Genomic DNA, 22,797 nt, shown 5'->3' on the forward strand with positions numbered 1-22,797 from the left:
TTAAGCTAGCTTTAACACCCACTTTAACGGCAAACGCTTCATTAAAAACGCCATTAATGCCCAGGGCCAGTAAGGGACATACGCTTTCACTGGCTCTTTATTAATGGCTTTTGCTAATAAGCGACAGCCAGTTTCGGTGTCCACCATAAAAGGTGTGTTTTTCACCTTCTCGTTAATTTCCGAACGAATATAGCCCGGGTAAATAGTCGAAACCTTTATTGGGCTGTTGCTGCCGTAGGTTTTCATTAAGTCCGCACGAATGCCCTCGGTTAACGACGCCAAACCAGCTTTGGTTGCTGCATACACCGTCATGGCTCGTGGCATACCGCGGAAAGCACTCATGGACGAAATCGTTACCAAATGGCCTTGCTTTTGTTCGCGGAGAATTTCCATAGCCGCTTCGCACTGCGCCAACGCGGCTACGAAGTTCGTTTCAGCTGTAGCTTTGTTCGCTTCAAAGTAGCCAGTGCCAAGCGCCGCGCCTTTACCCATGCCCGCATTAATAATAAAACGGTCAACTTGCCCCTGCTCTTGCTTAAATTCCTGAAACACGCGGAATACGTCTTCATGAGCATTTACATCCAGGGCTTTAATGCTCACTTTTATACCGGAATACTTTTCTTCCAGTTCGATTTTTAAGGCTTCCAGCCGGTCTAACCGACGTGCGCACAGGCACAAATCTTTGCCCTGAGCGGCAAACTCGCGAGCCATACCCTGCCCCAGACCAGAGCTGGCACCGGTAATTAAAATGGTCTTCCGTTGTTGAGACATTATTGAGCTCTCTTTATTGTTATTGTTTTTTATTCGTATTTTTTAAGCTTTGGCAATACGACGGCGGCAACGCCATAGCAAGTAGTTCACCAAAAACCAGAAGTTCTTAAAGGCTTTATTGGTGGTTTGTTTGTGGTGATACCGGTAATAAATTTGCTGGGCTATCACCGCTAAACGGAATAGGCCAAACACCTCGTAAAAGGCAAAGTCTTCTACCTTGGTTCCGGTGCGCTCACAGTAATAATCGATAACTTCTTTGCGGGTTAGCATGCCCGGGTAGTCGCTCGGCTGACGCTTGGTCGCACGCGCCACTTTGTCATCGCCTGCTTCTATCCAATAAGCCAGAGAGTTACCTAAATCCATTAACGGATTGCCTAAGGTCGCCAGCTCCCAGTCCAGAATGCCGATAATGTCGGTTGGGTCATCCGGGTTGAGTATCAGGTTGTCCAAACGAAAGTCGTTGTGAACCAGACAAATTTTCTCGCTTGGCGGCTGGTTCTCTTTAAGCCAACGCATAACCGAACCCGCGCCGAATACATTCCAGGTCTTTGCTTTTTCATAACGGCCACACCAGCCATTTACCTGACGCTCGGTATAGCCTTTACCTTTAGCTATTTTTCGTAGTCCGGTGCTGTCTAAATCCACCTGGTGCAGCTTTATCAGTTTATCCAGCGCGTTAGTGCATAGCTGCCGCGCCTGCTCAGAACTTAACTCCAGTCCTTTAGGAAAACGCCTCCGCGGAATAATGCCGGTCACGTGCTCCATCACATAAAACTCAGCACCAATAACCGACTCGTCACGGCAATATGCCAGCATTCGGGGCACATGAGGAAACGCCGGTCTCAGGCGTTTTTGCAGACGGAACTCACGTCCCATATCATGGGCTGACTTGGCTTTTGTGCCGTCTGGTGGTCGACGCAGCACCAGTGCCAGGCCGTTGTAATCTAAACGGTAAGTCCAGTTCGACACGCCACCGGTATATTGGGTAATGCGCAAAGTACCGCGGTCTTCGGGTAGCTCGTCACCAATGTGCTCCGCCAGCCAATTATCTAATGCCTCTACGGGCAAAGTTTCTTCTTCGCGTACGTCACTCGCCTGATCGACTACGGCGGATGATGGATCAGTCATTAGAGCGCCCTTTCAATTGTTTTTCTCTTTGTTTCAACTCTGTTTTTGCAATAGTCGCGCGGTGCACCGCGTCGGGTCCATCGGCAATGCGCAGCGAACGCGCAACGGTTAATAAGCCCGGCAGTGGCGTGTCATGACACATAGAAGCACCACCGAACAACTGCATGGTTTCATCCACCACCCGCTGCAGCACATTGGGTGCCACCAGCTTAATGGCCGATATTTCTTTAATGGCTTTCATGGCACCAACGTTGTCGATTTGCCACGCCGCGTGCAGTGTCAGTAACCTTGCCTGATCAATGGCTACGCGCAAGTCAGCTAAACGCTCGGTGTTGCCGCCAAGCTTCATTAATGGCTCGCCAAAGGCAATGCGCGATACACCACGCTCAATGAAAAGCTCCAACGCACGTTCAGCCGCGCCAATAGCGCGCATGCAATGGTGAATGCGCCCCGGGCCTAAACGCCCCTGCGCAATTTTAAAACCGGCACCAGGGCCAACAATAATGTTCTCTTTCGGTACGCGCACGTTATCGAACACCACCTCGCCATGGCCATAAGGGGCATCGTACTCGCCCAGAGCAGGTAACATACGTTCAATATTCACGCCCGGCGTGTTTAACGGCAACAATACCATGGAATGGCGATGATGTTTGTCGGCGTCCTCGTCGGTCAGACCCATAACAATGGCAATCTCAGCGTCCGGATGACCCAAACCAGTACTCCACCACTTACGACCGTTTATGACCCAGTCGGAGCCGTCAGCTTTAATGGTGGTTTGCATATTGGTGGCGTCGGAGGAGGCGACATCGGGCTCTGTCATACAAAACACCGAGCGGATGTCGCCGTTTAAAAGCGGTTTTAACCACTGCTCTTGCTGCGGGTCATCACCAAAGTGATAGAGCACTTCCATATTACCCGTGTCGGGTGCGTTGCAGTTGAAGACCTCGGGTGCTAAGAGGCTGCGCCCCATGCGCTCAGCCAACGGAGCGTACTCTAAGGTTGTCAAACCAGCACCAAGCTCTTCGTCGGGCAAAAACAGGTTCCAAAGCCCCTGCTCTTTCGCCATTTGCTTAAGCTCAGCCACCCGCGGCGGCACCTGCCACTCACGCCAGTTCGATGTGCTGTTCAGCCGGTAATTCTCTTTTTGATACTGGTTTTCATACGGCTCAATATGCTCGCGCATAAACGCATCTAGCCGCGCTAAGTAGTCCTTTGTTTTCGCACTGTAGGAAAAGTCCATAATGCCCGCTCCCAGCCAACGTTAAACAGCATTGTAGACATGAAAGGGCTGGTGGTACAACCAGAGTTGACCACAAAACTTTATTGCACATTCGGATTCCAACTCGTCAAACAGGAAGATTCGATTCAATTACCTGAAGTGAAGCTGAGACGCCCAAAATGACTGCGATAATCGGAAGGAGTATAGCCGATAATGCTTTTAAAGGTTCTGCGAAATGAGCTGTCGTCAGTGAAACCTATCTGGTCGCTGATCTGCGAAACCGATTGAGAACTATAGATTAAATAATCCGATGCCTGTTTAACTTTCACAAGCCGCATAAAGTGAGCGCATGACAGCCCGGTTATTGCCTTCACTTTTCTCGCAAGTGTCCGTTCAGTTGTATGAAGTACTTGAGCCAGAGCAGATACCATTAAACAATTCGCTGCTGTTTCTTCAACCCAGGCATAAACCTGACGGATCAATGGTTCTTCAAACTGCATCATATTGACAGCACGTAAGGGGGTTACCTTATGTTCCGGCTTGGGAACAACCATAACTTCAATAATATCCCTCAGTATGTTGTGTCCAAGCTCCTGTTCAATAATCGCCTGTGCGATAGGCAAATGCCCATTAACCCCTGAGGCTGTCATGACATTTCCGTCGGCAACAAAGGTCTGAGTAAAACGCCAGAACGTTTCGCGGTTTCGGGCAGAAAGAAAATCAGTAAGCCACCAGGTTGATGTTGCTCTCCTGTTCTTCAAAAGACCGGCTTCAGCCAATAGACTCACCGCGGAGACTCACCGCGGAGCAATAAGCCCAAAGCTGGGTCGATGGAGATATCCCCTTCAGGGTACTGATAAGGTCATCATAGTTATCCAGTAAACCGCTTAGGTCGTCCTCACCGCCCGTCCAGAAACCTGAGATAAGCAATGCTTCTAGTGAATCGTCTGTCATTGGCAACGCGGGTACGACAGAAACATTAGCCCCGTACCGAGTCACTTGAATATTTACAGGCTTATCGTTAACGCCTGTCCAGACAACATCAAATTGCGTTTTTCCAGAGCGTTGATTGGCAGCCTCGAGCAACTCCGCGAAAGCCAGCAGACCGGACGCCATGCATCCTGGGTAAACCACCAGACCAATTCTCATTTCACACCCGCGTGGCTGATATTGAATGATTAATGTCGTAAACAGCCATTATGATGAGTGCTCAATAAAAATACAATGGCTTCATTACCAATAAGGAAGCTACCAACGATGAAGATTACCCAAATAAGAAACGCGACCATTGTTATCCATTACGAAAATGAAGTTATTCTTGTTGACCCAATGCTTGCACCGAAAGGCGCTATTCCACCACTGAAATATCTCACTACTACGCGGACAAGGAACCCAACAGCCCCGCTGCCTGACAATACCGATAAACTATTGGATAGCGTCACAGCGTGCTTGATCACGCATTGTCAAAAAGGACACTTTGACCACTTAGACAAAGCTGCAACAAAGTGGCTTAGACAGCACCAAATTCCTGTTTATTGCTCCGATAAAGACGCACGATTTCTGGCACGTAAAGGACTGAACGTGCAGTCGCTAAGTACTGAACAAACTAACCCCTTTTTAGACGGTACTATTAACCTTACTCCCTGTGTTCACGGAGAAGGCATTATTGGCCGACTCATGGAGCATGGTCATGGCTTTTTAATTAAGCAAGCCAATGAACCCAGCTTATATATTACCGGTGACACCTTATTAACTGACGACGTTCGCCACTGTATTACTTCAGAACAGCCAGAGTGGATAGTACTGCCCGCTGGAGGAGCACAGTTTGATGTTGGAGGACATATCATTATGGGTATTGAAGAGGTTCTGGAAGTGAGCACATTAAGCAAAGGAAATATTGTCGCCAATCACTTAGAGGCACTGGATCATTGCCCGGTAACTCGTAGCCAACTCATGGATTCTGTTAAAGAGCAGCTATTAACAGACAAAGTTCATATACCGCTCGACGGAGCGACTATTTTGGCTTCGTGAGAGCGCCCTTTCAGGGTTCTTCAATAAAACCAGCCTGTTCGAAACGAGACACCCACAACAACGAATAGAATGGAAATAACAGTAACCGACACAATGTGCCATGCCATTACTTTGAGGTTTGCTGGCGAAAGGTTGGGTATGACGAAAAACCTTGCGCTAATAGCAAAACCAATCGTCAACGCAAGCAAACCCAGTTTTGTCATTATTGGATAAGCAACCGGGTTACTGGTATTGAACCACAGGCTGACATCTGGGAGCAGCCTGTGCGCCAGCATTACGCCTGTAATTATTTGAATGATGAGCGCGGGCATGCCAATTTTTTCATACACAGACTCAAAATCGAGGAGTAACTGAGGTGACCGCTCCTTCAAAACCTTGGGCAGTATAACGACAGATAAGACAATGTGCCCACCGGTCCATATGGTTGCTGCAAGAATGTGGAGTAGTAAAAGTGAGCCGTACATTGGTACCTCTTGGATAACGCCAGCGACGGCGGAAAACTTGGGGCAAGAGCTCTAGCCTTGTTCAACCACTAAATTAGCAGCGTCATACCCGAATTGCCATGGAGTACCTCTTCAAAGGTAGTACTGCCACTTAAAGGAGTCCTTGAGCTTAAGTCTGCCACTACATCGATCTCGGTCCACTCCAAAGGTTTTTGTACTTATCATCGAAGTTTCATTTCAAATTTTGTTAGTTTCACGTATCACAACTATTTCTAGATACTATTACAAGACCGGATAAGCTATGTACGGCTTAAATTTTCTGAGTCTAGGCGTTCTACCCGTTCAAAACCTTTTGTTTTTTTAAAAGACATATTATGTATAAAATTACTCATCGAATCTGAAGGATCTATTGTTTCGAGATTGAGACTATTCATCGTACTGCGGGATATGGCGGCAGATAATACCGGGGGTTCTTCTAAATGCCCTGTTTTAGAGTTAAGTAGTTCATCTACAGCTGTAACAATCACCAAGCTATCTGGAATACATGAAAACAGCTCATTAGCTACTCTTAACACGCAGCTGCACACATAGTCTTGATATATTTCATTAAATTTTCCTTTCGGCATATTTTTAACAGACAGCTTTCCGCTCTTTAAAAGACTCTTCGACTCGATTGGCACGATATCGTTACCATGAACGTTAATTGTCGCTTCCAACAGACCATTGTCATATACAACCACCGATATGCTCGAGCCAAGATTAGAAATTTCGGTAAAAGGCTGTAGATTGTCTATTGCTTCGAGCTTAGCTTTGGGCTCCCCTTTTAATAGAGCTTCAGCTATATCCACACTCTCTTTCCATTCTGCAAATCCTTGTTTCCAGAGCGAGACTCTCGATTCATATTCATCGTTATCAGCTTTTATCGCTATTTCAATTTCTTGTGCGATGATCGCTTTTTTCTTTTCCTCGTTATTGAAAAGTCGAGCGAATACTCCAGGCTTGTATTGTTCTAATTTAAGCTGAGCTTTTTCCTCTCTATGGTTCGTTCTTTTGGGCTCTTTAGGTGGTTTAGAGCTTGCAACACTCGACCAGTCTACAAGCGAGCTGCATTCTTTATGGGTCGACTGAATCACCTCGATATGGTTTTCATAAACATCAACTTCGTATGCAGCTTGCTCTAACTCTTGCATTTTCGCATATTGCTTATGCTTTCTTTCTAATTCTTTCTGTCTGCGTTTCGCATCTCGTTCTGCTGCACGAACCGCTGCACCGATAGACCTAACCGTTCCCTTCCATCCCATCTTAGAGATCCTTCATTTTGTATACAGTTGATACGCAACTTATTCGCTTGTTAAGCCACCGATCAGAAGTAGTGCCTAATCAGCGTTATCTTGTTGTTTTCAAATTCGAATAAAGTAACTAGTTCTTGCTTGTTATTTTCAGGATCAGAGTTTCCATTTTTATCAATGCAGGGATGTAAGTATTCGACGATGATAGCATTAAGCCCTTCAATGACATTCTTTACCTGGATATCGCATTCGCCATAACTTCCTAAATAGTAAAGCAGGCCTTTCTCATATTCATCTTTGGATTGAACAGCATTAAATCTGGGGTGTTCAAATGTTGCGTCTTCCGTTAGCAGTGCTAATAAACTAGTCACATCGCTTTTAGTCGAATTTCTATGCTCTACGGCTTTTTGCGCTTCGAAATACTGGTTAACTCTGGCTGTTAAGTCACTTGCAGAGGCCACGCTAGAGAGTAATAGCGAAGCAAAAATTACATAACAATATTTCATTTCTCCTCCTTGAGGATCTGTTAATTAACTACCGAAGCGCTAGTTATTCCTATTAAGCATTATAGAGTTTCATTACGCGCAGTTCTCTGATCAGTTTAATTATCAACCAATTAAACTACTCTTTTATAACAATAAAGCAACCCAGACATAAAACATTTAAATTGAGCGAGAGCCCCTATTGGATTCAGACCTTACCCAACAATTAAATGAAATGCAGCACCCACGGCTCTCAGGTAGAATGCCAATAATCATCACCATTGAGTTGCTTATTAATACATGACTTTTTCTGATCTCGGACTTTCTCCTGAAACCCTTACTGCCCTCTCACGTCAGGGTTATAGCGAACCCACGCCCATTCAGGCGAAAGCTATTCCGTTGGTGCTCGCGGGGAAAGATGTCATGGCGGCGGCGCAAACGGGCACGGGAAAGACAACCGCTTTTACCGCACCTATTTTAGAGCTTCTGAAAAGTAACGAGCGTGCCAAGGCAAACACAACTCGCGTGCTCATTTTAACGCCCACTCGCGAGTTGGCGGCTCAGGTGGGTGAAAGTGTTGCTAAATTAAGCGCCGGTCTGCCACTGAATTATGCGGTGGTATTTGGTGGTGTGAAAATTAATCCTCAGATGATAAAGCTTTGCAAAGGCGTGGATATTCTTGTCGCCACACCCGGTCGCCTACTCGACTTGTACAAACAAAACGCGGTTCGCTTCCCCAAGTTAGAAGTATTGGTGCTTGATGAAGCCGACCGTATGCTCGACATGGGCTTTATTCACGACATAAAGAAAATTATTAAGTTACTTCCGGCTAAGCGCCAAACACTTCTGTTCTCGGCAACCTTTTCCGATGACATTCGTACGCTGGCTAAGGGCTTGCTGAAAAGCCCGGTAGAAGTTGCCGTGGCACCACCCAACTCCACAGCCGAGCCTATTGAGCAAACAGTGTGTGAAGTACAAAAAAGCCAAAAGCTGGGGCTGCTATTAAAGCTACTGAAAAGTCTTAACTTACCCCAGGTGCTTCTGTTTTCGCGCACCAAGCAAGGCGCTAACCGGTTAGTCAAACAGCTGGATAAAGCCGGCTTCTTGGCAGCGGCTATTCACAGCGCCAAAAGCCAGGGTGCCCGTACCAAAGCGCTGGCTGACTTTAAAAGTGGCAAAGTGCAGGTGCTTGTCGCCACCGATATCGCATCACGCGGCATCGACATTGAAAAGCTGCCGTACGTGATCAACTACGACCTCCCCCACGTTGCGGAAGACTACATACACCGTATTGGTCGCACTGGCCGCGCAAGCCAAACCGGTCATGCTATATCGTTGGTAACGGACGAGGACGCTGAAGCGCTGAAGGCCATTGAGGATCTTATAGGGGAGCGGATTGAGCAGCGCGAGCTGTAAGGCTTTGCCGACGTCGAACTTATTGGAACTACGCCGGCTTCGACTAAAGATCAGCGCGGATAGTTTTAGCACTCAGTTCATGAGCACGGTCTAAAGCATCCATAGCTGGCACTTCAATATCCGGAATAATTCCCGTGCGCTCCCAGTTATTCCCGGTTGCCGTTATTATTGGTTTAAATAGTGATATGCGAAACGCAAGCGTGTCGGTAATTCGGCGTACTCCGACATAAAAGCCGGCACTAGCGGTGGTATCACCAACCAGTACGGCCTTTGAATTAGCCTGCAAGACACCAGCGAAAATTTCAGAAGCACTGGCTGTGTTGCGACTGGTTAATACCCAAACCGGGAAATCACCGCGAAAGCCTTGGTGAGCTGCCGTATCAGATGCTGAAATCTCTGCCGTCTTCTCGTTTACAGAATCAAGCACATACCAAAGAGGCGTTTCGTCGGGCAGAAAATAGCTCAGCATGTACTGAACTAAATCGGGCGAGCCGCCAACGGTATCTCGCAAGTCAATAATGATACCGTCGCTCTGCTCCAGAAAGTTGAAGCTTGCGTCAACGGCGTCTCTGGCCTGCTTGTCCGGCGAAAACTTATTAAACTTCACATAGCCAATGTTACCGCTCAGGTAACGCACTTCCTCGAACCCATAGTTATTGGTTAACTTCCCTTCTTTATGGGTCAATATATGGGTAATTTCTTCGTCTGGGTTAACGGTATACAAACTTAGATGGTTATCGCCCGTAACTGCTCGTAAATCTTGTCCCAATACGTGCGCGAAGTCATCAAGAGACGTCAGCGAATCGTACTGTCCCAACTCTAGCTTGTTTAGAAATAACGCCCTTAACTCGGGAACCACTTCCGGTTCTATGTAATTGGCCTGCATAACATCGAACGTTTTAGTCATCAGCTGACGAACATGATCTGGCGACAGGTTATTCTCATCTGCCTGAGAGAGTTCCGAATTGGACAGCAGAGAAATAAGCAACAGTAGCAGAGCAATGAGTCTGCACGGTTTAAATAAAATACTTTTCATGAGTTTACCTTTAAAAATCCATTAGTAAGGGCTGGCTTGAACCAGTCCAGTTTTCGTTATTCGTTTAGGAACTAATGGATTCAGATAAAGGCGTTCTTAATTTTGAATTGTATGCCAACGTCTTTCCACCCGGACAGGTGAAAACGACTTGATGGCTTTATTAAAAACCAATCAGTAAGAATGGGTTCGGTGAGCAAATAAATATTAGCAACGGCAACGCTGAACTTAGTTTCATCAACACGCTCAAACTGCCAGTTTGCCGACTGTTTATGGTGTTCAAATTGACTAGCGCTTGAGTATGTTGAAGCCGAGACAACAGTGTCGCCATTTGCCTGGGACGTAACAGACGTATCGGCTACGACGAACTGAGTATTTGTAGTCGAGTCCGGGTTACTGAAAAACAGCCAGCAGAACACGCACAGCATAATCGCCGTAATTGTGACCTTAACAGCCTGAAAGGCATATTTTCTGGCTGAATTAACCATTATAAGTCTCGTTCTATATTAAATTTGAACATCACTGACTCAAGTTTGCCCAGGTTTTCGGGGTTGTGCCAAAACATTTTTTAAAATGTCTCGTCATATGGCTTTGGTCTGCAAAACCACTGCTGAATGACACTTGAGACAATGGTATGCCACACTCAATTAAAGCTTTTGCTTTTTGTAAGCGTTTCAGGGTTACGTAGCGATAAGGGGTGGTGCCATATAGAGCTCTGAAATCGCGTGTTACCTGCCACTTACTATAGTCGGAAATCACAGCCAGTTCATCCAATGTAATGTCGACAGATAAACTGGAATCTATGGTAATGATATCGTCAATATATTCGCGCACTCGCTTCATTGCATGGTAGTTTGCTTGAGTATGCTTAATACTGTTCGACGTAGTCTGCTGTAAACAGTTGGCAAAAGCATAAATAAGATCCTGATGCTCTAACTTTTCCAGCGGCCGATTAAATTCAGATAATAGCTTTTTCGCAATTTCAATAAACTGAGGCTGCTTTGTTACTCCTCCGTCCAAAAATGGCAGGCTGAAGCCTTGCAATATATTTTGCACGTCAACAGGATCAATGGTTATCGCTCGGTAAGCAAAAGGGTCATCTGTCCCGGCCTGACCATCGTGAGTTTCATCAGGATGCAGTATCACCACTTCACCGGGAAGGGAGTGTCGTAATTCACCGCGATAATTGAAGCTTTGAACACCTTGTGTCGTTAAAGCTAAAGTGTATGTGTCATGGCTGTGTGGTGCATAAGCAAGTCCACTAAAACAGGCTTCGATTCGTTCTGTTTCGCCGTCGGCTCTGCTCACCCAACTCTTGTTCTTCCCCATCCCTGCGGTACTCCTGAATTGACTCATTTCAAGCTATGCCAAAGCCTTTTTAATGCCTCATGTCACTTTATTCATATAATCGCAATATCGTTCAATAACATATAGGCTAGCCGAGCTACTATAGCCCAAACATTCATTGGGAGTATATATCTTGATTAAACACTACGTCGTTTTCGCTAAATTGATTGCAGTGGTAACCGTCGCATTATTAACGGCAAGTTGCTCAGCCAAAGGGATCATCAACCTACAAAGCGGCAATGCTCTGGCGTCGCAAACATGGTTAAGTAAAGAAGAAAGCTTCAAAGTTCCCTTCGTTTGGCATGACGGCCATATCATTATTGAAGTAAACGTAAATGATACCGAACCTTTAAGGCTCGCTTTTGATTCAGCTGCCGCTGCGACCGTTATTTTTGATACTCCCCGAACTCAAAACCTGCCGTTAGATGTGGAAAGACAGCTTAATCTTCAGGGCCGGCAAGTCAACGTGGTTAATAATGGAGTTATCCGAATTGGAGAACTAGAGCTTTCAGAATTAACCTTTATCCAGATTCCTATTGAGCAAAACCCGCTCTTTAACGACTATGACACAGCTTATTTTGACGGCGCGATTGGCTACGACTTACTGAACCACTTCAATATAACGGTTCTTTTCGCAGAACAGTCACTACAGTTCTCTCAAAGAGACACGAAAAGTGCATTCAGCAACGAAAACAGCATTACTTTACCATTGTCGATTCATGGCCGAATTCCTTACGTTGATGCCACAATGAAAAACAAAGACGACGTTAAGACAAAATATGCTTTTGTGGTAGACACAGGTGCCCCTGACTATGTTTATTTGAATGAAAAATTGGCAGATGGTGTAGAGTTTCCAGTGGAATATTTTGAAACTCAAACACAAAACTTTGACGGCAAACAGGTATTTAAAACCAGCCGCATCGACGTTTTGGGACTGGGCGATGCAGAATTTCAGAATGTAGCAGCACATGATTTACCACATTTTAAAGACTCTCACGGAGTTGGTTTGATAGGCAGCGGGCTGCTTCGGAAATTTGATGTCCATTTTAATTACGAGGAAGGCACTATTACGCTCGTAAAAAATAAGTTGTTTAGTAATAAAACTTATATTGACCGCAGTGGCTTGGTAATGGAACCACACCGGCTGGGAGGCCTAATAGAACAGGTAGCAGAAAACTCTCATGCAGCAGAACTTGGCATTACTGCACCAGCGATAATGAGAGAAATTAACGGCGAAGAAATAACTGAAGACAACTTTGATGAACTGCGCGCGTTATTAAGCAGTAAGGAGTCATCTGTGAACCTATGCTGGCAAGCAAATGACCGAACAGAATGCGGTAATTTAAAGCTGGAAGATCGCATCTCATTATAACTGACTTTAGCTTTTACTAAGAAAGCCGCAGACTCTCTCATATCGATGATTTCGGCAATGTCAGAAGTGGCCATCGAATGAGCTTTTAGGCATTTATAGTTTACCTAAAAGCTTATTTAACTCATTCAGCACAAGCTCAGGCTCATCGACCTGAACAAAATGGCCACTATTCTCTGTCAGAATCGCTTCACCTTGAGGGAATTGATTCACCCACTCGCTTTGATATTGTCCCCACAGTTCACGACCTCGCGCTGTCTCAAATGCGTTTGACGGTTGTTCTGCCACCTTAACACCTGCTATCAAGGTGACAGGTATATCACCAATCTCTGAAAAACCTACAGCCTCAGATTTATCCCAAATCACATCCAAAAAGCACCATTTCCCCTCGCCCATCTCGTAATCGTTCTTTTTAATTGCATCGATTTCATCCTGGCCACCTGACGGATTCAGCTCTTTAACGATATCAACATCGCGAGGGTTTGCAGGATCAATCATAAGTAATGCCGCGACATCGTGCTTATGTTTAGCAGCAAAGTTTCTCGCTGTTACTCCACCAAGAGAATGACTCACATAAACGACAGGTCTGTCTATATTCAACTTGGTAAGCAACTGGTCAACTTCATTCACGTAGTCTGAAATATTCCGCTGTCCTGTGCAGGGGTCGGAGTTACCCTCACCCAGCCGGGAAAAACGTACGGCGGTTATTCCCTCTGGCAAATCACTCCAGATTGAGTCCCAGCCAGCCATTCCGGACAACGCGCCCGCATCAAATAGAACGACAGTGTCGCCACCTGCTTTTATCTCATATTCGATACGACCGCCATCCACTTCTATCATGGATGATGCACCTGCCTGAGCGCTTAGAAAGATAAAAAGAAAAGTACCTATCAGTTTTTGCACAGGGTTTCCTTACTATAGAGTGCTAATACTGCACTCACAGGATTATTATATGCAGCGCTTGGTTAAACACTTTTCACCGTTAGTTTCTGCCAAATTTCCAACCATCTTTTTTCAGCTATGCGCTTTCTAAAATCAATTGGCTTGGGCCTCTTGTTATTCAGCGTAATGGAGTAATTAAATAGAGGCTCGACGCCGAAAGGGGCAACAATGGTGACCTCCCCATTATCATCCAACCTAGCTCCGACAGCTGTTTCCACTTCAATCCAGTAACTCATAGCGTTTGAAGCTGACGTATATGGTTTATCCGAGTTCCGCTCATGCATTCTCGCTTGATTCTTTACCGACCAGGGAAAATCAGAAATGCCGTTGAGCTTCTCTTCTATACCGCGATCTCTAGTCTTGGCGATATCTTTCGGATCGAAGTAGATTAAATCTATATCGTTAAACGGCGTTGCAGATGAAAAACTATGCATCTTGTCCCACGCGAGGTTGCGGACAAAGCCTGCAGCAAGACACCAGTCCGGCAGACGCTGTTCAGCAGCCAAATAAAGTGCCTTCATGCGTTCCGAGTCTTCTTTTATCCATTTTTTGAGCTGTTCTTCGTAGTCCATTGGATGCCTGATATTTATATATTGTGCATACGTACTTAGTAACTCGACCAATTACTGACGGCATTCTGCATCGCACCGATAACGCTAATTTTAATTTCGTTATGTAACTGACATTAAACGAATTAAAACGGCAATTCAAACACATACCCATGAACGGCTTCCCAGTACCTACTCTTAATACACCTTGCTCGACTATTAGCCCAAGTTCCTGTTAAAAACAGTACGGTTGCCGTTGCAGGCTAGTTTACCGTTTATTCTGTCCTGCGCTCTCCCGTTATCCATGCTTTTATCTCTTTATACATTAGGCCTTGCGAAAACGGTAAACCGTGGTAATCATCATAAATAACCAGCTTATGGGGATGATTAATATCGGATAACTTATCCGCTAAGATCTTTGCTTGCTCCACCGAAACCCTTTCATCCTTGGCTCCGTGAAGTATCAGGATAGGTAATTCATCAGGCAGCTCATCTAACCAATAAACTACTGAGCGCTTCCTTAATTCCGACTCTTTGTTACTCGTGAAACTGGGGACTCTATAATCGAAGACCTTTTCCATTTCAGGCCTTTCTTCAATTGTTTTGAATAAATCCGAGGGGGCACCAAGAACCGTCAATGATTTTATATTGCTCAGTTCTTTTAGTGATATAAAAGCCGACATTGCTCCCCGACTAAACCCAACCATATGAATTTGGTTTTCATCTACGTATGGTAACTGAGAGGCTAGCCGAACAATATTAATAACGTCTTTCACATCGCTTCCGCCAAACTCATCAACACTCTCGGCCGGTCCATCAGTTAACTCCATTCCACCTCTGTATTGAGTGGCTAAAACAGCAACGCCCATTTCTGCTATAGGTTTCAAATGCAGGAAAATACTGGAGTAATTTAGAGCCCCAAAGCGGCCATTACCTCCCCGATTGAAAATGACCACGGGGACTTTCTCGTCGTTCTCGATTTTCGGAGTTAACAGTATTCCGCCAACAGGATACTGGCCGCTTTGGTAGACAATGACCTTACAGGTAAAATTAGCTTTTAAATCCAGGAACTCTTTTTTGTTTATTCTTGAGTGCTTGGCCTCTTCATAAGTATCCCCGAGGCACTTTTTCTCTCTAAGAATATCGCCAGATTCATTCGCCAATGAGCTGTCTGAAAATATTAACGGAATAAATATTAAAGCTAATTTTGTGATGTTCCCTATCATATTTCAGTCTCAGATTGCCATAATTAAAGTGTTATTCGCGTGATAGCGATGGAATGTTATCTGACTCAAAATATTGTTATTAGTTCTTTTAACAATGAGTATATAAACGATTCACAAGTCAGCCATGGCTCATAGTGACTTTTTTATCTTAACGATAGCTTCAGCCGCATTTCGATTATCTTCATCCAGTAAAAGTGCTTTCTCGTAAGCTACCAATGCTTTCTTAAATTCCTTGTTCGCAAGGTAAGCCTCACCGAGACTGTCATAGGCATTGGATGAGTTTGGGTGCTCTTCAGAGTTAATCTGAAAGAAAGCTATCGCCGCTTCTTTATTTCCTACTTCCATCAATTGATAACCAAAAGAATTCAAACCTCGCTCACTGAAACCACGGTCCAATTTCTGAAATTGCATATACGCATTAATGGCAGCTTCGAGCCCATTTTGGCGAAGTGTAGAATAGAGCTTATCTTCAATACCGATTTTCGCAAAAGTAACTGGCTTATTGTAAATAATATTCAGGATCCCCTCAGTCATAGCACGAAGTGGAGCGCCTCCAGTATTATTTTGAATGATGATAGTAATATCGTCTTCAATAATCCGAACCACGTCACCATTGAAGCCGGGCATCATTCCTGGATGGTGTATTTGAGTTAGTTTTCTACCGAACTCGTCCTTCGGTAAGTCAGTAATTAACCAGCCGTAACCATAGTTGCGGTGAGGTGACACTGAAAAAGCTTTTTGCTTTAGCTCTTCACTCAATAGTCCACCTGAATGTAAAGCCTTGCTGAACTGATATAAATCCCTAACTGTTGAATAAATCGATCCAGCTGCATACGTAACGGTCATGTCAATGTTCTTCGCTGGTTTAAACCCTGCTAACGTTCTCTCGTAACCTTCGGCTAATTTCGGAACAACAGCTTCGGCGTAGGAATCTCCACTGTTGTGCATTTTCAATGGATCGAAAATATACTTCTGCAAAGCCTGTTGATAACTTAACTCGCTTACCTGCTCTACTATTTTCCCCAAAATAGTGTAGCCAGCATTACTGTAACGAAACTGAGTGCCAGGTTCGAACTGCAGATCGCCACTACAAAATTTTGAGATAAAATCATCCAGGCCATAAGGGTTATTTGCTTCTATATTTCTGAACTCAGGGTGACTAAAGACGTTTGGAATGCCTGATGTATGATTTAACAACTGATGAATACTAACTTTTCCGCCAGTGTCACTGCGATAATCAGGCAGGTAGTCACTGATAGGATGGCTTAGCTTTATCTTTCCTTCTTCGACTAACTTTAGAACCAAAGCAGCTGTAAAAGGCTTGGTTGTGGAGGCTATCCTGAATTTTGTATCAACCGAATTGGGAATTTTCCACTCCATATTGGCATAGCCATAACCTTTTTCCAGCAGTACATTGTCTTTATAAGAAATCAACGCCGAACCATTAAACTCGCGATTTTCAGCGTATGACTCAATAAAATCATCTAATTTTTTGGCTTTGCCTTCCGTCGCTACGGCAGTGGCAGTCGCCACAAGCAGGAAGGAAATGCTCAATAATTTTATGTACATAAATATCCTTATGTCGTTCGAAATAAGATAAGGTTCACACTAAGTTGAGGAACCGTACTGAATATATAAAAAGAAGCATGACTCAGCAGGTCTTTTTCGGTGACTTATAGTGACGACTAAATAAAGTAATTAAAATCAATTAGTTAAAATTAAAGAAGTGAGTTTGATAATGAATGTCTTTAAAGTGGGGAACGACCTAACCCTGGATACTTTAAACAGAAAGGTAGTAAAGGATGGGGACAATATCCCTTTACCTGAGCTGTCTTATCGCTTACTGAAAGTGCTTGTTGAAAATGCTCCCGATATTGTGACCCATGACCAGCTTATTGAAGCCGTCTGGAAAGAGAGGGTCGTCTCTGATGAGAACCTTAAAAAGCGAGTATCCCGCTTAAGAGAATCACTATCAGATACTTATTCTGAACCAAAGTACATTGTCGCCGAACGCGGCATGGGGTATCGATGCATTGCTCCGGTCACAAAAATCATGAATTCAGAGGGGAATAACAATAGTAATGGTGCCGACTCCCAATCTACTTCTTCAAATAAAAGACCGACCTCCAGCTTGCCGGTGGTGTCATTTTTCGCCCTTGGTTTACTCGCCATAGGAACCATTTTATTCCTAATCCTTACCCCTCATAAGGAGGGCCCATTTAATCAAAGAAACGAGGTTCTCAGTTACAAAGCCGCTCAGTACTATTTTAAATATACTGAAAAAGATAACGACACTGCGATTTCCTTATATCAGGATGCGATAGATAGCGCTCCTGAAAAAGCTTCAAACTATAGCGGTCTGGCTGACGCATATCTCCAAGGGTATTGGCATTATGGTAAGAACGAAACTTGGTTGGAACTTGGAAAAAAGTATGCGGAGAAAGCTATGCGGCTTAATGACAGCTTAGCCTGGAGTCACAAATCTCTTGGGCTTGCCTACTATTTATCCGGGCAGTTTGAAAACTCAATTGCTTCATTCAATCTTGCTCGTCAAATAGAACCCAACTGGGGAGAGGTATCAGCCTATACCTCACTTGCACACATTCAATTAGGTCACCTAATCGAGGCACACAAGCTTGCAACATCGGCGGTTGAACTCGACCCCGGAAATCCATTGACTAACGCGTCTCTCGGAGAGCTTTACCGGCAATCATATCGTTTCTCTGCAGCCGAGGAGCAATTCAACGAAACATTAAATAAAGAACCTAATTCTCTTATATCCCGGTTATTTTTTAGTGAGTACCTTCTTGCAAGCGGGCGACATATTGAAGCTATTCCCTTGTTACGTGAAGTGATTCAAAAAGAGCAGTATTCGCAGCAAGCCCATTGGCTAATGGGGATGGCGCTATTAATAGATACACAAACTGAAAAAGCAATTAACGAGTTTGCCGAGGCATCCCGACTAGGAGGACGATATAGTCTGCCAGCGAAAGTCTATCTGGCCGCACTTAAAATGGACAGCTCAAAATTAACTGACTTAGGGGCACAAGTTGCAGAACTCAAATTTCATGGAAACCAGTGGGCTGAACTAACTTTTCTGGAGGGAATAGTATTAATGGCCAATAACCAGACTGAGCAAGCAGTAGAGAAACTCGAACTTGCAGTCGAGGAAGGATTCACCAACACCTATCGATATACTCATCTGCCTCTAAATTCATCAGTTACGGCTTCAAAGCGTTTTAATCGTTTACTGGATTTGATTGAATCAAAAAACAGAGAGAAGATGCCAAAACGTATTCCTCCTGCAACTTAAAGAAAGCGCTTTTGCGATATTTAAATTCAGGAGACGAAGAAAGAATGCCTGGACGGCTAGTACCAGTTGGCTATTCTTCGGCCTCAGTATTCTAATATTAGTTCCGATAACCACCTTTATATGGACTCGCCTAAAGTTCAAGTCCCTAAACGAAAAATAAACTTTTAACCAGATTTTATCGTACTGCTAAATACATTTAATAATTTGAGGCAGTCATTAATGCTTGGACTTTTTAAGTCAGACCCTACGAAGAAAATGCGCAAAGAACTAAAGCAGCTGCAAGAAAAAGCCATGGAAATGCAGCGTAACGGAAACATTCGCGATAGTTCGCATATCAGCCAACAAGCAGACGAACTCTGGAACAAGATTCAGGCGTTGGAAAGCCAGAATAAATAAGGTTATGGGTTGCTAACTGGCAACCCACTTTTCGCCTACCGTCCTTCCAGCAATAGCTTAAACCACTCTTCGTTCTCATTGCTGGTCACCTGTTCTAAGTGTTCTAGAAGTTGTTCAGTCTCGGTTACGGGTTCTGTCATATACCAATGCAGTAACTGCTCAAATTTCTCCTCACCAATTCTGTCTTTTAACTTTTTCAACATAAGCGGGCCAAGGCCGTAATTCACTTTGAAAGAAGCTCGTTGTTCAGTGTCAGCACGCCAGACATAGCTCTGCCCTTTTGCACGTGCTTTCCACTCAGCCAGTATTTGCTCGTATGCCTCAACGCCAAAACTTGATTTCACCTCTTGGGCAGCCACGTATTCGGCAAAGGACTCCATCATCCAGTAATCATGCGACATGGCATCGCCAAATGCTGTCCAGTTATGAGAAAGCTCGTGACAAATATAGTGATAACTCTGTTGCTTTGATTGCAGCCGTTGGCTACTGACTGACAAATAATTTCCGCGCGCGAAGCTGGGGCCGTCACGATCTAAAATCACTAAAGTAGCTGACTCCAATTTGTCTTCCTGACCATATTTTTGGTTCAACGAGGCCTGACAGCTACTACCTAATGCTGCCAGTGGTCTGGCGTGCTCTTCATTTGCTTTGTCATAAACAACAGAGAAACTCCCGTCGTTGTACTCGCTACCGCTTGAAGTCGCGTAAAAAGACACATCAATCCAGCCTTTTGTACTCTTTAGTCTGTATTGGTTGCCATTCTGAACAACAGTTCCGGGGCCATACATCTTCCAATCAGACGGTAATTTCACTTCAAGTTCGCCCTGCATAGGTGTTGCGAAATTCGTATAGAACGGGTGCCAGGCAGAATCTATACTCAGATGAATACCGTCCTCAGTAATAAAGTTGCCATGCCCACCGGTATTGTCGACTACACCAGCATAAGAAAGCGTAATTTCGTGTGTTTTTGAGGACTCTTCAAAGGCCAAAGCAATTTCGTTCCATGGTGGTACTTTTTCCGAAGGATTAACCGAGTATCCTTTTAAACCTTCACCTGAAATATCAGCAATAGTAAAACTCTTGTTGAGAAATAACCGAGCCTCATTACTCGTTAAAGCCGACGCCGGAATCGTTAACTCTGTCGTTACTTTCAACTCCCCAGACTCAATATCAAACTTGGCTGAGGTATCGTATTGCGCGAAGTCTCCCGGGCTCTGGGCAATAGCGGCACCTGGCAGAAGAAATAAAATAGAGAGCAAAAAGGCTATTCTCATGTTCGTTCCCTGTGTATTATTTGTGCCTTACACTAGCAGTCCCGGTCAGGTTTCTCACTAACCTATTTGTTACAAAATATTGGCTTCTGAAATCTATGCACCCACTCCCCATTAATAATATCTAAAACAAACTTTCAAATAGTAATAATTCTCATTATTACCCTCCCCGCAATTACTTAAGCACTCTTAAGTTTTGCTTTTACAGGTCTTTGCTTTTCCTCTCTCTGGAAGTGCAAATTTGTTCCCTAGCTTCGGCTAGGGAACTTTTTTTACTAAGGCCACCTTCAACACACTCCAAAGCCCGCATACCACTTGTATACAAATAAACTGAAAACTTATTTTAGCTTTACATTGAAACGCAAATCATTCTCATTTATGATCCTCCTCCGACATTTCACGGGGGTATCAATGAAACTGACAAAATGCTTTATCGCACTGACTCTGGCCGGTATGACAAACACACCACTACTGGCACAAGAGACACAAACAACAAAATCTGACACAACTGAGGCTCACGAGAACATTGAGCACATTAACGTTAAGGGTCGTGCCCAAACGCTATACCGTCAGGACTCAAGCAGTGTTGCTACACGCACGAATACGCCTATTGAAGAAATTCCACAAAGCGTTCAGGTGCTGACCGAAGAACTCATGAAAGATCAGGCCGCCCGCCAAATAACCGATTTGTACCGCAGTATTAGTGGTGTGAATTCGTTCAGTTACTCCACCATTACTTTCCGCGGTTTCCGTCAGGATGACATTTTTTATGACGGTGTTCGTGGTGACCCCTTTAACGGATTCGCGGTTCCCCAGCTGTTCAACATTGGGCAAATTCAGGTATTGAAAGGCCCGAGTGGTGCCATGTTTGGTAGCGGTCAGCCCGGCGGTGTTATTAACTATGTGACTAAAAAGCCGACAGCAACAGCGGAGCGTTCCATTGAACTGGGGCTCGGAAATTACGACTACAAACGCGGTTCTGTTGAATTAAGCGGACCGCTCACAGAAGATGCTTCGCAGCGTTACCGTGCCGGTTACTATTACGATAACGAAAAACCGTTTCGCTATAACACAGAGCAAACCAATAAAATTCTCGACTTAGGTTACGCTTTTGATATCGGAAGCAGCAGCGAAGTCATTCTTCAGCTAACCGACTATGAGCAAGACTACCAGGGCGCTCGCCTCCGCGGCGTGCCGGTTGATAATGACGGTAACTTTGTCACCGACCGTAAATGGAACCATAACGAAGCGAGCGACTTCCAAAGATTAGAAGCTACCGTTTATCAGGCTCGTATTAATCACGACTTCTCGCTTAACTGGCGCGGCGACTTAACCGTTCGCCATTATGAAAACACCGAGCGTCAGAATTATCATGAGCCTCGCGGCCTGCTTGATGCCGACTTAAATCCGGTGGACGACCCTAGAGAGGCGGTTTACAGTCAACGACAATTCCGTAATCAGTATCGTGAAAACGAAGCCACCAGTGTTACCGGCAACTTGATTGGTGAACTCAGCATTTCCGGCATTGAACATACGGTTTTGATGGGTGCTGAGAGTTATACGGCAGACAACACCTTTATTGGCAACAACGCAAACCCTGGCGAAGTTCCCAATTTAGAGATCCATAACCCAGTTTACGGACTGACCTCAGGCCCCTACTCTACCGCATTAGAAAATGCGACCCCAAGAGTTACCAAAACTCAGCGCGACGGCTTCTACCTGCAAGATCAAATTTCGTTTAACGAAAAAGTAAACCTGTTACTGGGTTTGCGTTACGACCAGTTTGAAGACGAGACCAATGCAGCAGATTTTGATGACAGTGACTTAACCTACCGTATTGGTGGAACCTACGAATTTGCTGATTGGGTTCGGGCTTATGCGCTATACGGTACAGGGTTCTCGCCACAGTCTGCCGGTGATCAGGAATCAGAGGTTGGCGGTCCTTTCGAGCCGGAACAATCGGATATTAAGGAGTTGGGCGCCCGTTGGTCATTGATTAACGACAGCATTCGCGTCAGCACCGCAGTTTACGAAATTAACCGCGAAAACATTTTGCAGGCAACCGGTGAAGTCAGCGAAGACGGTCGCAATGTTTTAGGCAACGTAGGCAAAGTACGCAGCCGTGGGTTTGAAATTGATGTGCTGGGCGACATTACCGACCAATGGGTCATTAATGCTAACTATGCGTACAACGACGCAAAAGTGGTAGAAACCGTACCTGGCCAGGGTATTACCAACGCAGTCGGTGACCAGTTCGCAAACGCTCCTATGCACCAAATGGGTGTATGGACGCGCTATGACTTGCCTGCACTGAACTCCTCTATCAGCGGTGGTATGGATTACGTGAGCGAGCAAATAAGCTTTTCGAACCCGGCTCAACGAGTTAAACCCTACACAGTGTTTGATGTCAGCTGGCAGACAGAGTTTGACCAGTGGTTAGTTCAGGTTAATATCAAAAACTTATTTGATAAGGAATATGCTTCAAGCGGCTTCTTAACCCGTACCGGACACTTCCCGGGCGAACCTCGCCGCATTTACGCATCGGTTAAATATCGTTTTTAAGGACTTTGCTC

General features: G+C 44.9%; 22 protein-coding genes. 6 read left to right on the forward strand and 16 right to left on the reverse strand.

Features of this window, described 5'->3' with window-relative positions:
• The 5 genes from DEU30_RS03945 to DEU30_RS03965 form a co-directional block, all read right to left on the reverse strand.
• Window positions 1-771 (reverse strand): SDR family oxidoreductase, encoded by a 771-nt coding sequence (locus DEU30_RS03945; RefSeq protein ID WP_114981241.1) that lies wholly within the window; start codon window positions 769-771, stop codon window positions 1-3.
• A gap of 42 nt (window positions 772-813) precedes the next feature.
• The gene (locus DEU30_RS03950; protein WP_114981240.1) at window positions 814-1,899 is read right to left on the reverse strand and encodes a phosphotransferase family protein; all 1,086 of its coding nucleotides are present in this window, start codon (window positions 1,897-1,899) and stop codon (window positions 814-816) included.
• Entirely contained in the window at window positions 1,892-3,139 is a 1,248-nt protein-coding gene (locus DEU30_RS03955; protein WP_114981239.1) for an acyl-CoA dehydrogenase family protein, read from the reverse strand. The genes DEU30_RS03950 and DEU30_RS03955 overlap by 8 nt, the downstream gene beginning before the upstream one ends.
• A 125-nt stretch (window positions 3,140-3,264) precedes the next feature.
• Complete coding sequence (locus DEU30_RS03960) at window positions 3,265-3,906, reverse strand: helix-turn-helix domain-containing protein (protein WP_114981238.1); 642 nt, start codon at window positions 3,904-3,906, stop codon at window positions 3,265-3,267.
• Window positions 3,890-4,267 (reverse strand): hypothetical protein, encoded by a 378-nt coding sequence (locus DEU30_RS03965; protein WP_133493647.1) that lies wholly within the window; start codon window positions 4,265-4,267, stop codon window positions 3,890-3,892. Before DEU30_RS03965 ends, DEU30_RS03960 begins: the two co-directional genes overlap by 17 nt.
• A 108-nt stretch (window positions 4,268-4,375) precedes the next feature.
• On the opposite strand from DEU30_RS03965, the gene DEU30_RS03970 reads away from it, so the two are divergent.
• On the forward strand, window positions 4,376-5,149 hold the full coding sequence (locus tag DEU30_RS03970; protein WP_114981236.1) for an MBL fold metallo-hydrolase: 774 nt from the start codon (window positions 4,376-4,378) through the stop codon (window positions 5,147-5,149).
• A gap of 20 nt (window positions 5,150-5,169) precedes the next feature.
• On the opposite strand, the gene DEU30_RS03975 is transcribed toward DEU30_RS03970, so the two are convergent.
• The 3 genes from DEU30_RS03975 to DEU30_RS03985 all read right to left on the reverse strand — a co-directional run bounded on the left by DEU30_RS03975 (window position 5,170) and on the right by DEU30_RS03985 (window position 7,387).
• Window positions 5,170-5,613: a CopD family protein gene (locus DEU30_RS03975; RefSeq protein WP_114981235.1), complete on the reverse strand. Its 444-nt coding sequence runs from the start codon at window positions 5,611-5,613 to the stop codon at window positions 5,170-5,172.
• 278 nt (window positions 5,614-5,891) lie between these two features.
• On the reverse strand, window positions 5,892-6,893 hold the full coding sequence (locus DEU30_RS03980; RefSeq protein WP_114981234.1) for a hypothetical protein: 1,002 nt from the start codon (window positions 6,891-6,893) through the stop codon (window positions 5,892-5,894).
• A 62-nt stretch (window positions 6,894-6,955) separates the two neighbouring features.
• Window positions 6,956-7,387 (reverse strand): nuclear transport factor 2 family protein, encoded by a 432-nt coding sequence (locus DEU30_RS03985; RefSeq protein ID WP_114981233.1) that lies wholly within the window; start codon window positions 7,385-7,387, stop codon window positions 6,956-6,958.
• 276 nt (window positions 7,388-7,663) lie between these two features.
• Between DEU30_RS03985 and DEU30_RS03990 the strand changes: the two genes are divergently transcribed.
• Complete coding sequence (locus tag DEU30_RS03990) at window positions 7,664-8,779, forward strand: DEAD/DEAH box helicase (protein ID WP_114981232.1); 1,116 nt, start codon at window positions 7,664-7,666, stop codon at window positions 8,777-8,779.
• Between the two features lie 43 nt (window positions 8,780-8,822).
• Here the strand turns inward: DEU30_RS03990 and DEU30_RS03995 are convergent, their stop codons facing one another.
• From DEU30_RS03995 to DEU30_RS04005, 3 genes are all read right to left on the reverse strand, one after another.
• Window positions 8,823-9,815, reverse strand: a complete 993-nt coding sequence (locus DEU30_RS03995; RefSeq protein WP_114981231.1) for a S41 family peptidase — start codon at window positions 9,813-9,815, stop codon at window positions 8,823-8,825.
• A gap of 80 nt (window positions 9,816-9,895) precedes the next feature.
• A complete protein-coding gene (locus tag DEU30_RS04000; RefSeq protein ID WP_114981230.1) occupies window positions 9,896-10,300 on the reverse strand; it encodes a hypothetical protein in 405 nt (134 codons plus the stop codon).
• A gap of 31 nt (window positions 10,301-10,331) precedes the next feature.
• Window positions 10,332-11,141 carry an AraC family transcriptional regulator gene (locus tag DEU30_RS04005; protein ID WP_166649023.1) on the reverse strand — a complete coding sequence of 270 codons (810 nt, stop codon included), beginning with the start codon at window positions 11,139-11,141 and terminating at the stop codon, window positions 10,332-10,334.
• 151 nt (window positions 11,142-11,292) lie between these two features.
• On the opposite strand from DEU30_RS04005, the gene DEU30_RS04010 reads away from it, so the two are divergent.
• Entirely contained in the window at window positions 11,293-12,531 is a 1,239-nt protein-coding gene (locus DEU30_RS04010) for an aspartyl protease family protein (protein WP_114981228.1), read from the forward strand.
• A 93-nt stretch (window positions 12,532-12,624) separates the two neighbouring features.
• Here DEU30_RS04010 and DEU30_RS04015 read toward each other — a convergent pair whose 3' ends face one another.
• The 4 genes from DEU30_RS04015 to DEU30_RS04030 all read right to left on the reverse strand — a co-directional run bounded on the left by DEU30_RS04015 (window position 12,625) and on the right by DEU30_RS04030 (window position 16,813).
• Window positions 12,625-13,431 carry an alpha/beta hydrolase gene (locus DEU30_RS04015; protein ID WP_114981227.1) on the reverse strand — a complete coding sequence of 269 codons (807 nt, stop codon included), beginning with the start codon at window positions 13,429-13,431 and terminating at the stop codon, window positions 12,625-12,627.
• Window positions 13,432-13,493: 62 nt separating this feature from the next.
• The gene (locus DEU30_RS04020) at window positions 13,494-14,042 is read right to left on the reverse strand and encodes a nucleotidyltransferase family protein (RefSeq protein ID WP_114981226.1); all 549 of its coding nucleotides are present in this window, start codon (window positions 14,040-14,042) and stop codon (window positions 13,494-13,496) included.
• A gap of 251 nt (window positions 14,043-14,293) precedes the next feature.
• Window positions 14,294-15,244: a prolyl oligopeptidase family serine peptidase gene (locus tag DEU30_RS04025; RefSeq protein WP_114981225.1), complete on the reverse strand. Its 951-nt coding sequence runs from the start codon at window positions 15,242-15,244 to the stop codon at window positions 14,294-14,296.
• A 129-nt stretch (window positions 15,245-15,373) separates the two neighbouring features.
• Window positions 15,374-16,813: a serine hydrolase domain-containing protein gene (locus tag DEU30_RS04030; protein ID WP_114981224.1), complete on the reverse strand. Its 1,440-nt coding sequence runs from the start codon at window positions 16,811-16,813 to the stop codon at window positions 15,374-15,376.
• 169 nt (window positions 16,814-16,982) lie between these two features.
• Between DEU30_RS04030 and DEU30_RS04035 the strand changes: the two genes are divergently transcribed.
• Window positions 16,983-18,557, forward strand: a complete 1,575-nt coding sequence (locus DEU30_RS04035; RefSeq protein WP_114981223.1) for a winged helix-turn-helix domain-containing protein — start codon at window positions 16,983-16,985, stop codon at window positions 18,555-18,557.
• Between the two features lie 219 nt (window positions 18,558-18,776).
• Window positions 18,777-18,953 carry a DUF6435 family protein gene (locus DEU30_RS04040; protein ID WP_114981222.1) on the forward strand — a complete coding sequence of 59 codons (177 nt, stop codon included), beginning with the start codon at window positions 18,777-18,779 and terminating at the stop codon, window positions 18,951-18,953.
• 35 nt (window positions 18,954-18,988) lie between these two features.
• On the opposite strand, the gene DEU30_RS04045 is transcribed toward DEU30_RS04040, so the two are convergent.
• Window positions 18,989-20,227, reverse strand: coding sequence for a M1 family aminopeptidase (locus DEU30_RS04045; RefSeq protein WP_114981221.1), 1,239 nt, complete (start codon window positions 20,225-20,227; stop codon window positions 18,989-18,991).
• A gap of 408 nt (window positions 20,228-20,635) precedes the next feature.
• Between DEU30_RS04045 and DEU30_RS04050 the strand changes: the two genes are divergently transcribed.
• Window positions 20,636-22,786, forward strand: a complete 2,151-nt coding sequence (locus DEU30_RS04050; protein ID WP_114981220.1) for a TonB-dependent siderophore receptor — start codon at window positions 20,636-20,638, stop codon at window positions 22,784-22,786.
• Window positions 22,787-22,797: the final 11 nt, after the last annotated feature.

This window comes from Idiomarina sp. 017G (genome assembly GCF_004362265.1).
GTDB lineage: Bacteria > Pseudomonadota > Gammaproteobacteria > Enterobacterales > Alteromonadaceae > Idiomarina > Idiomarina loihiensis.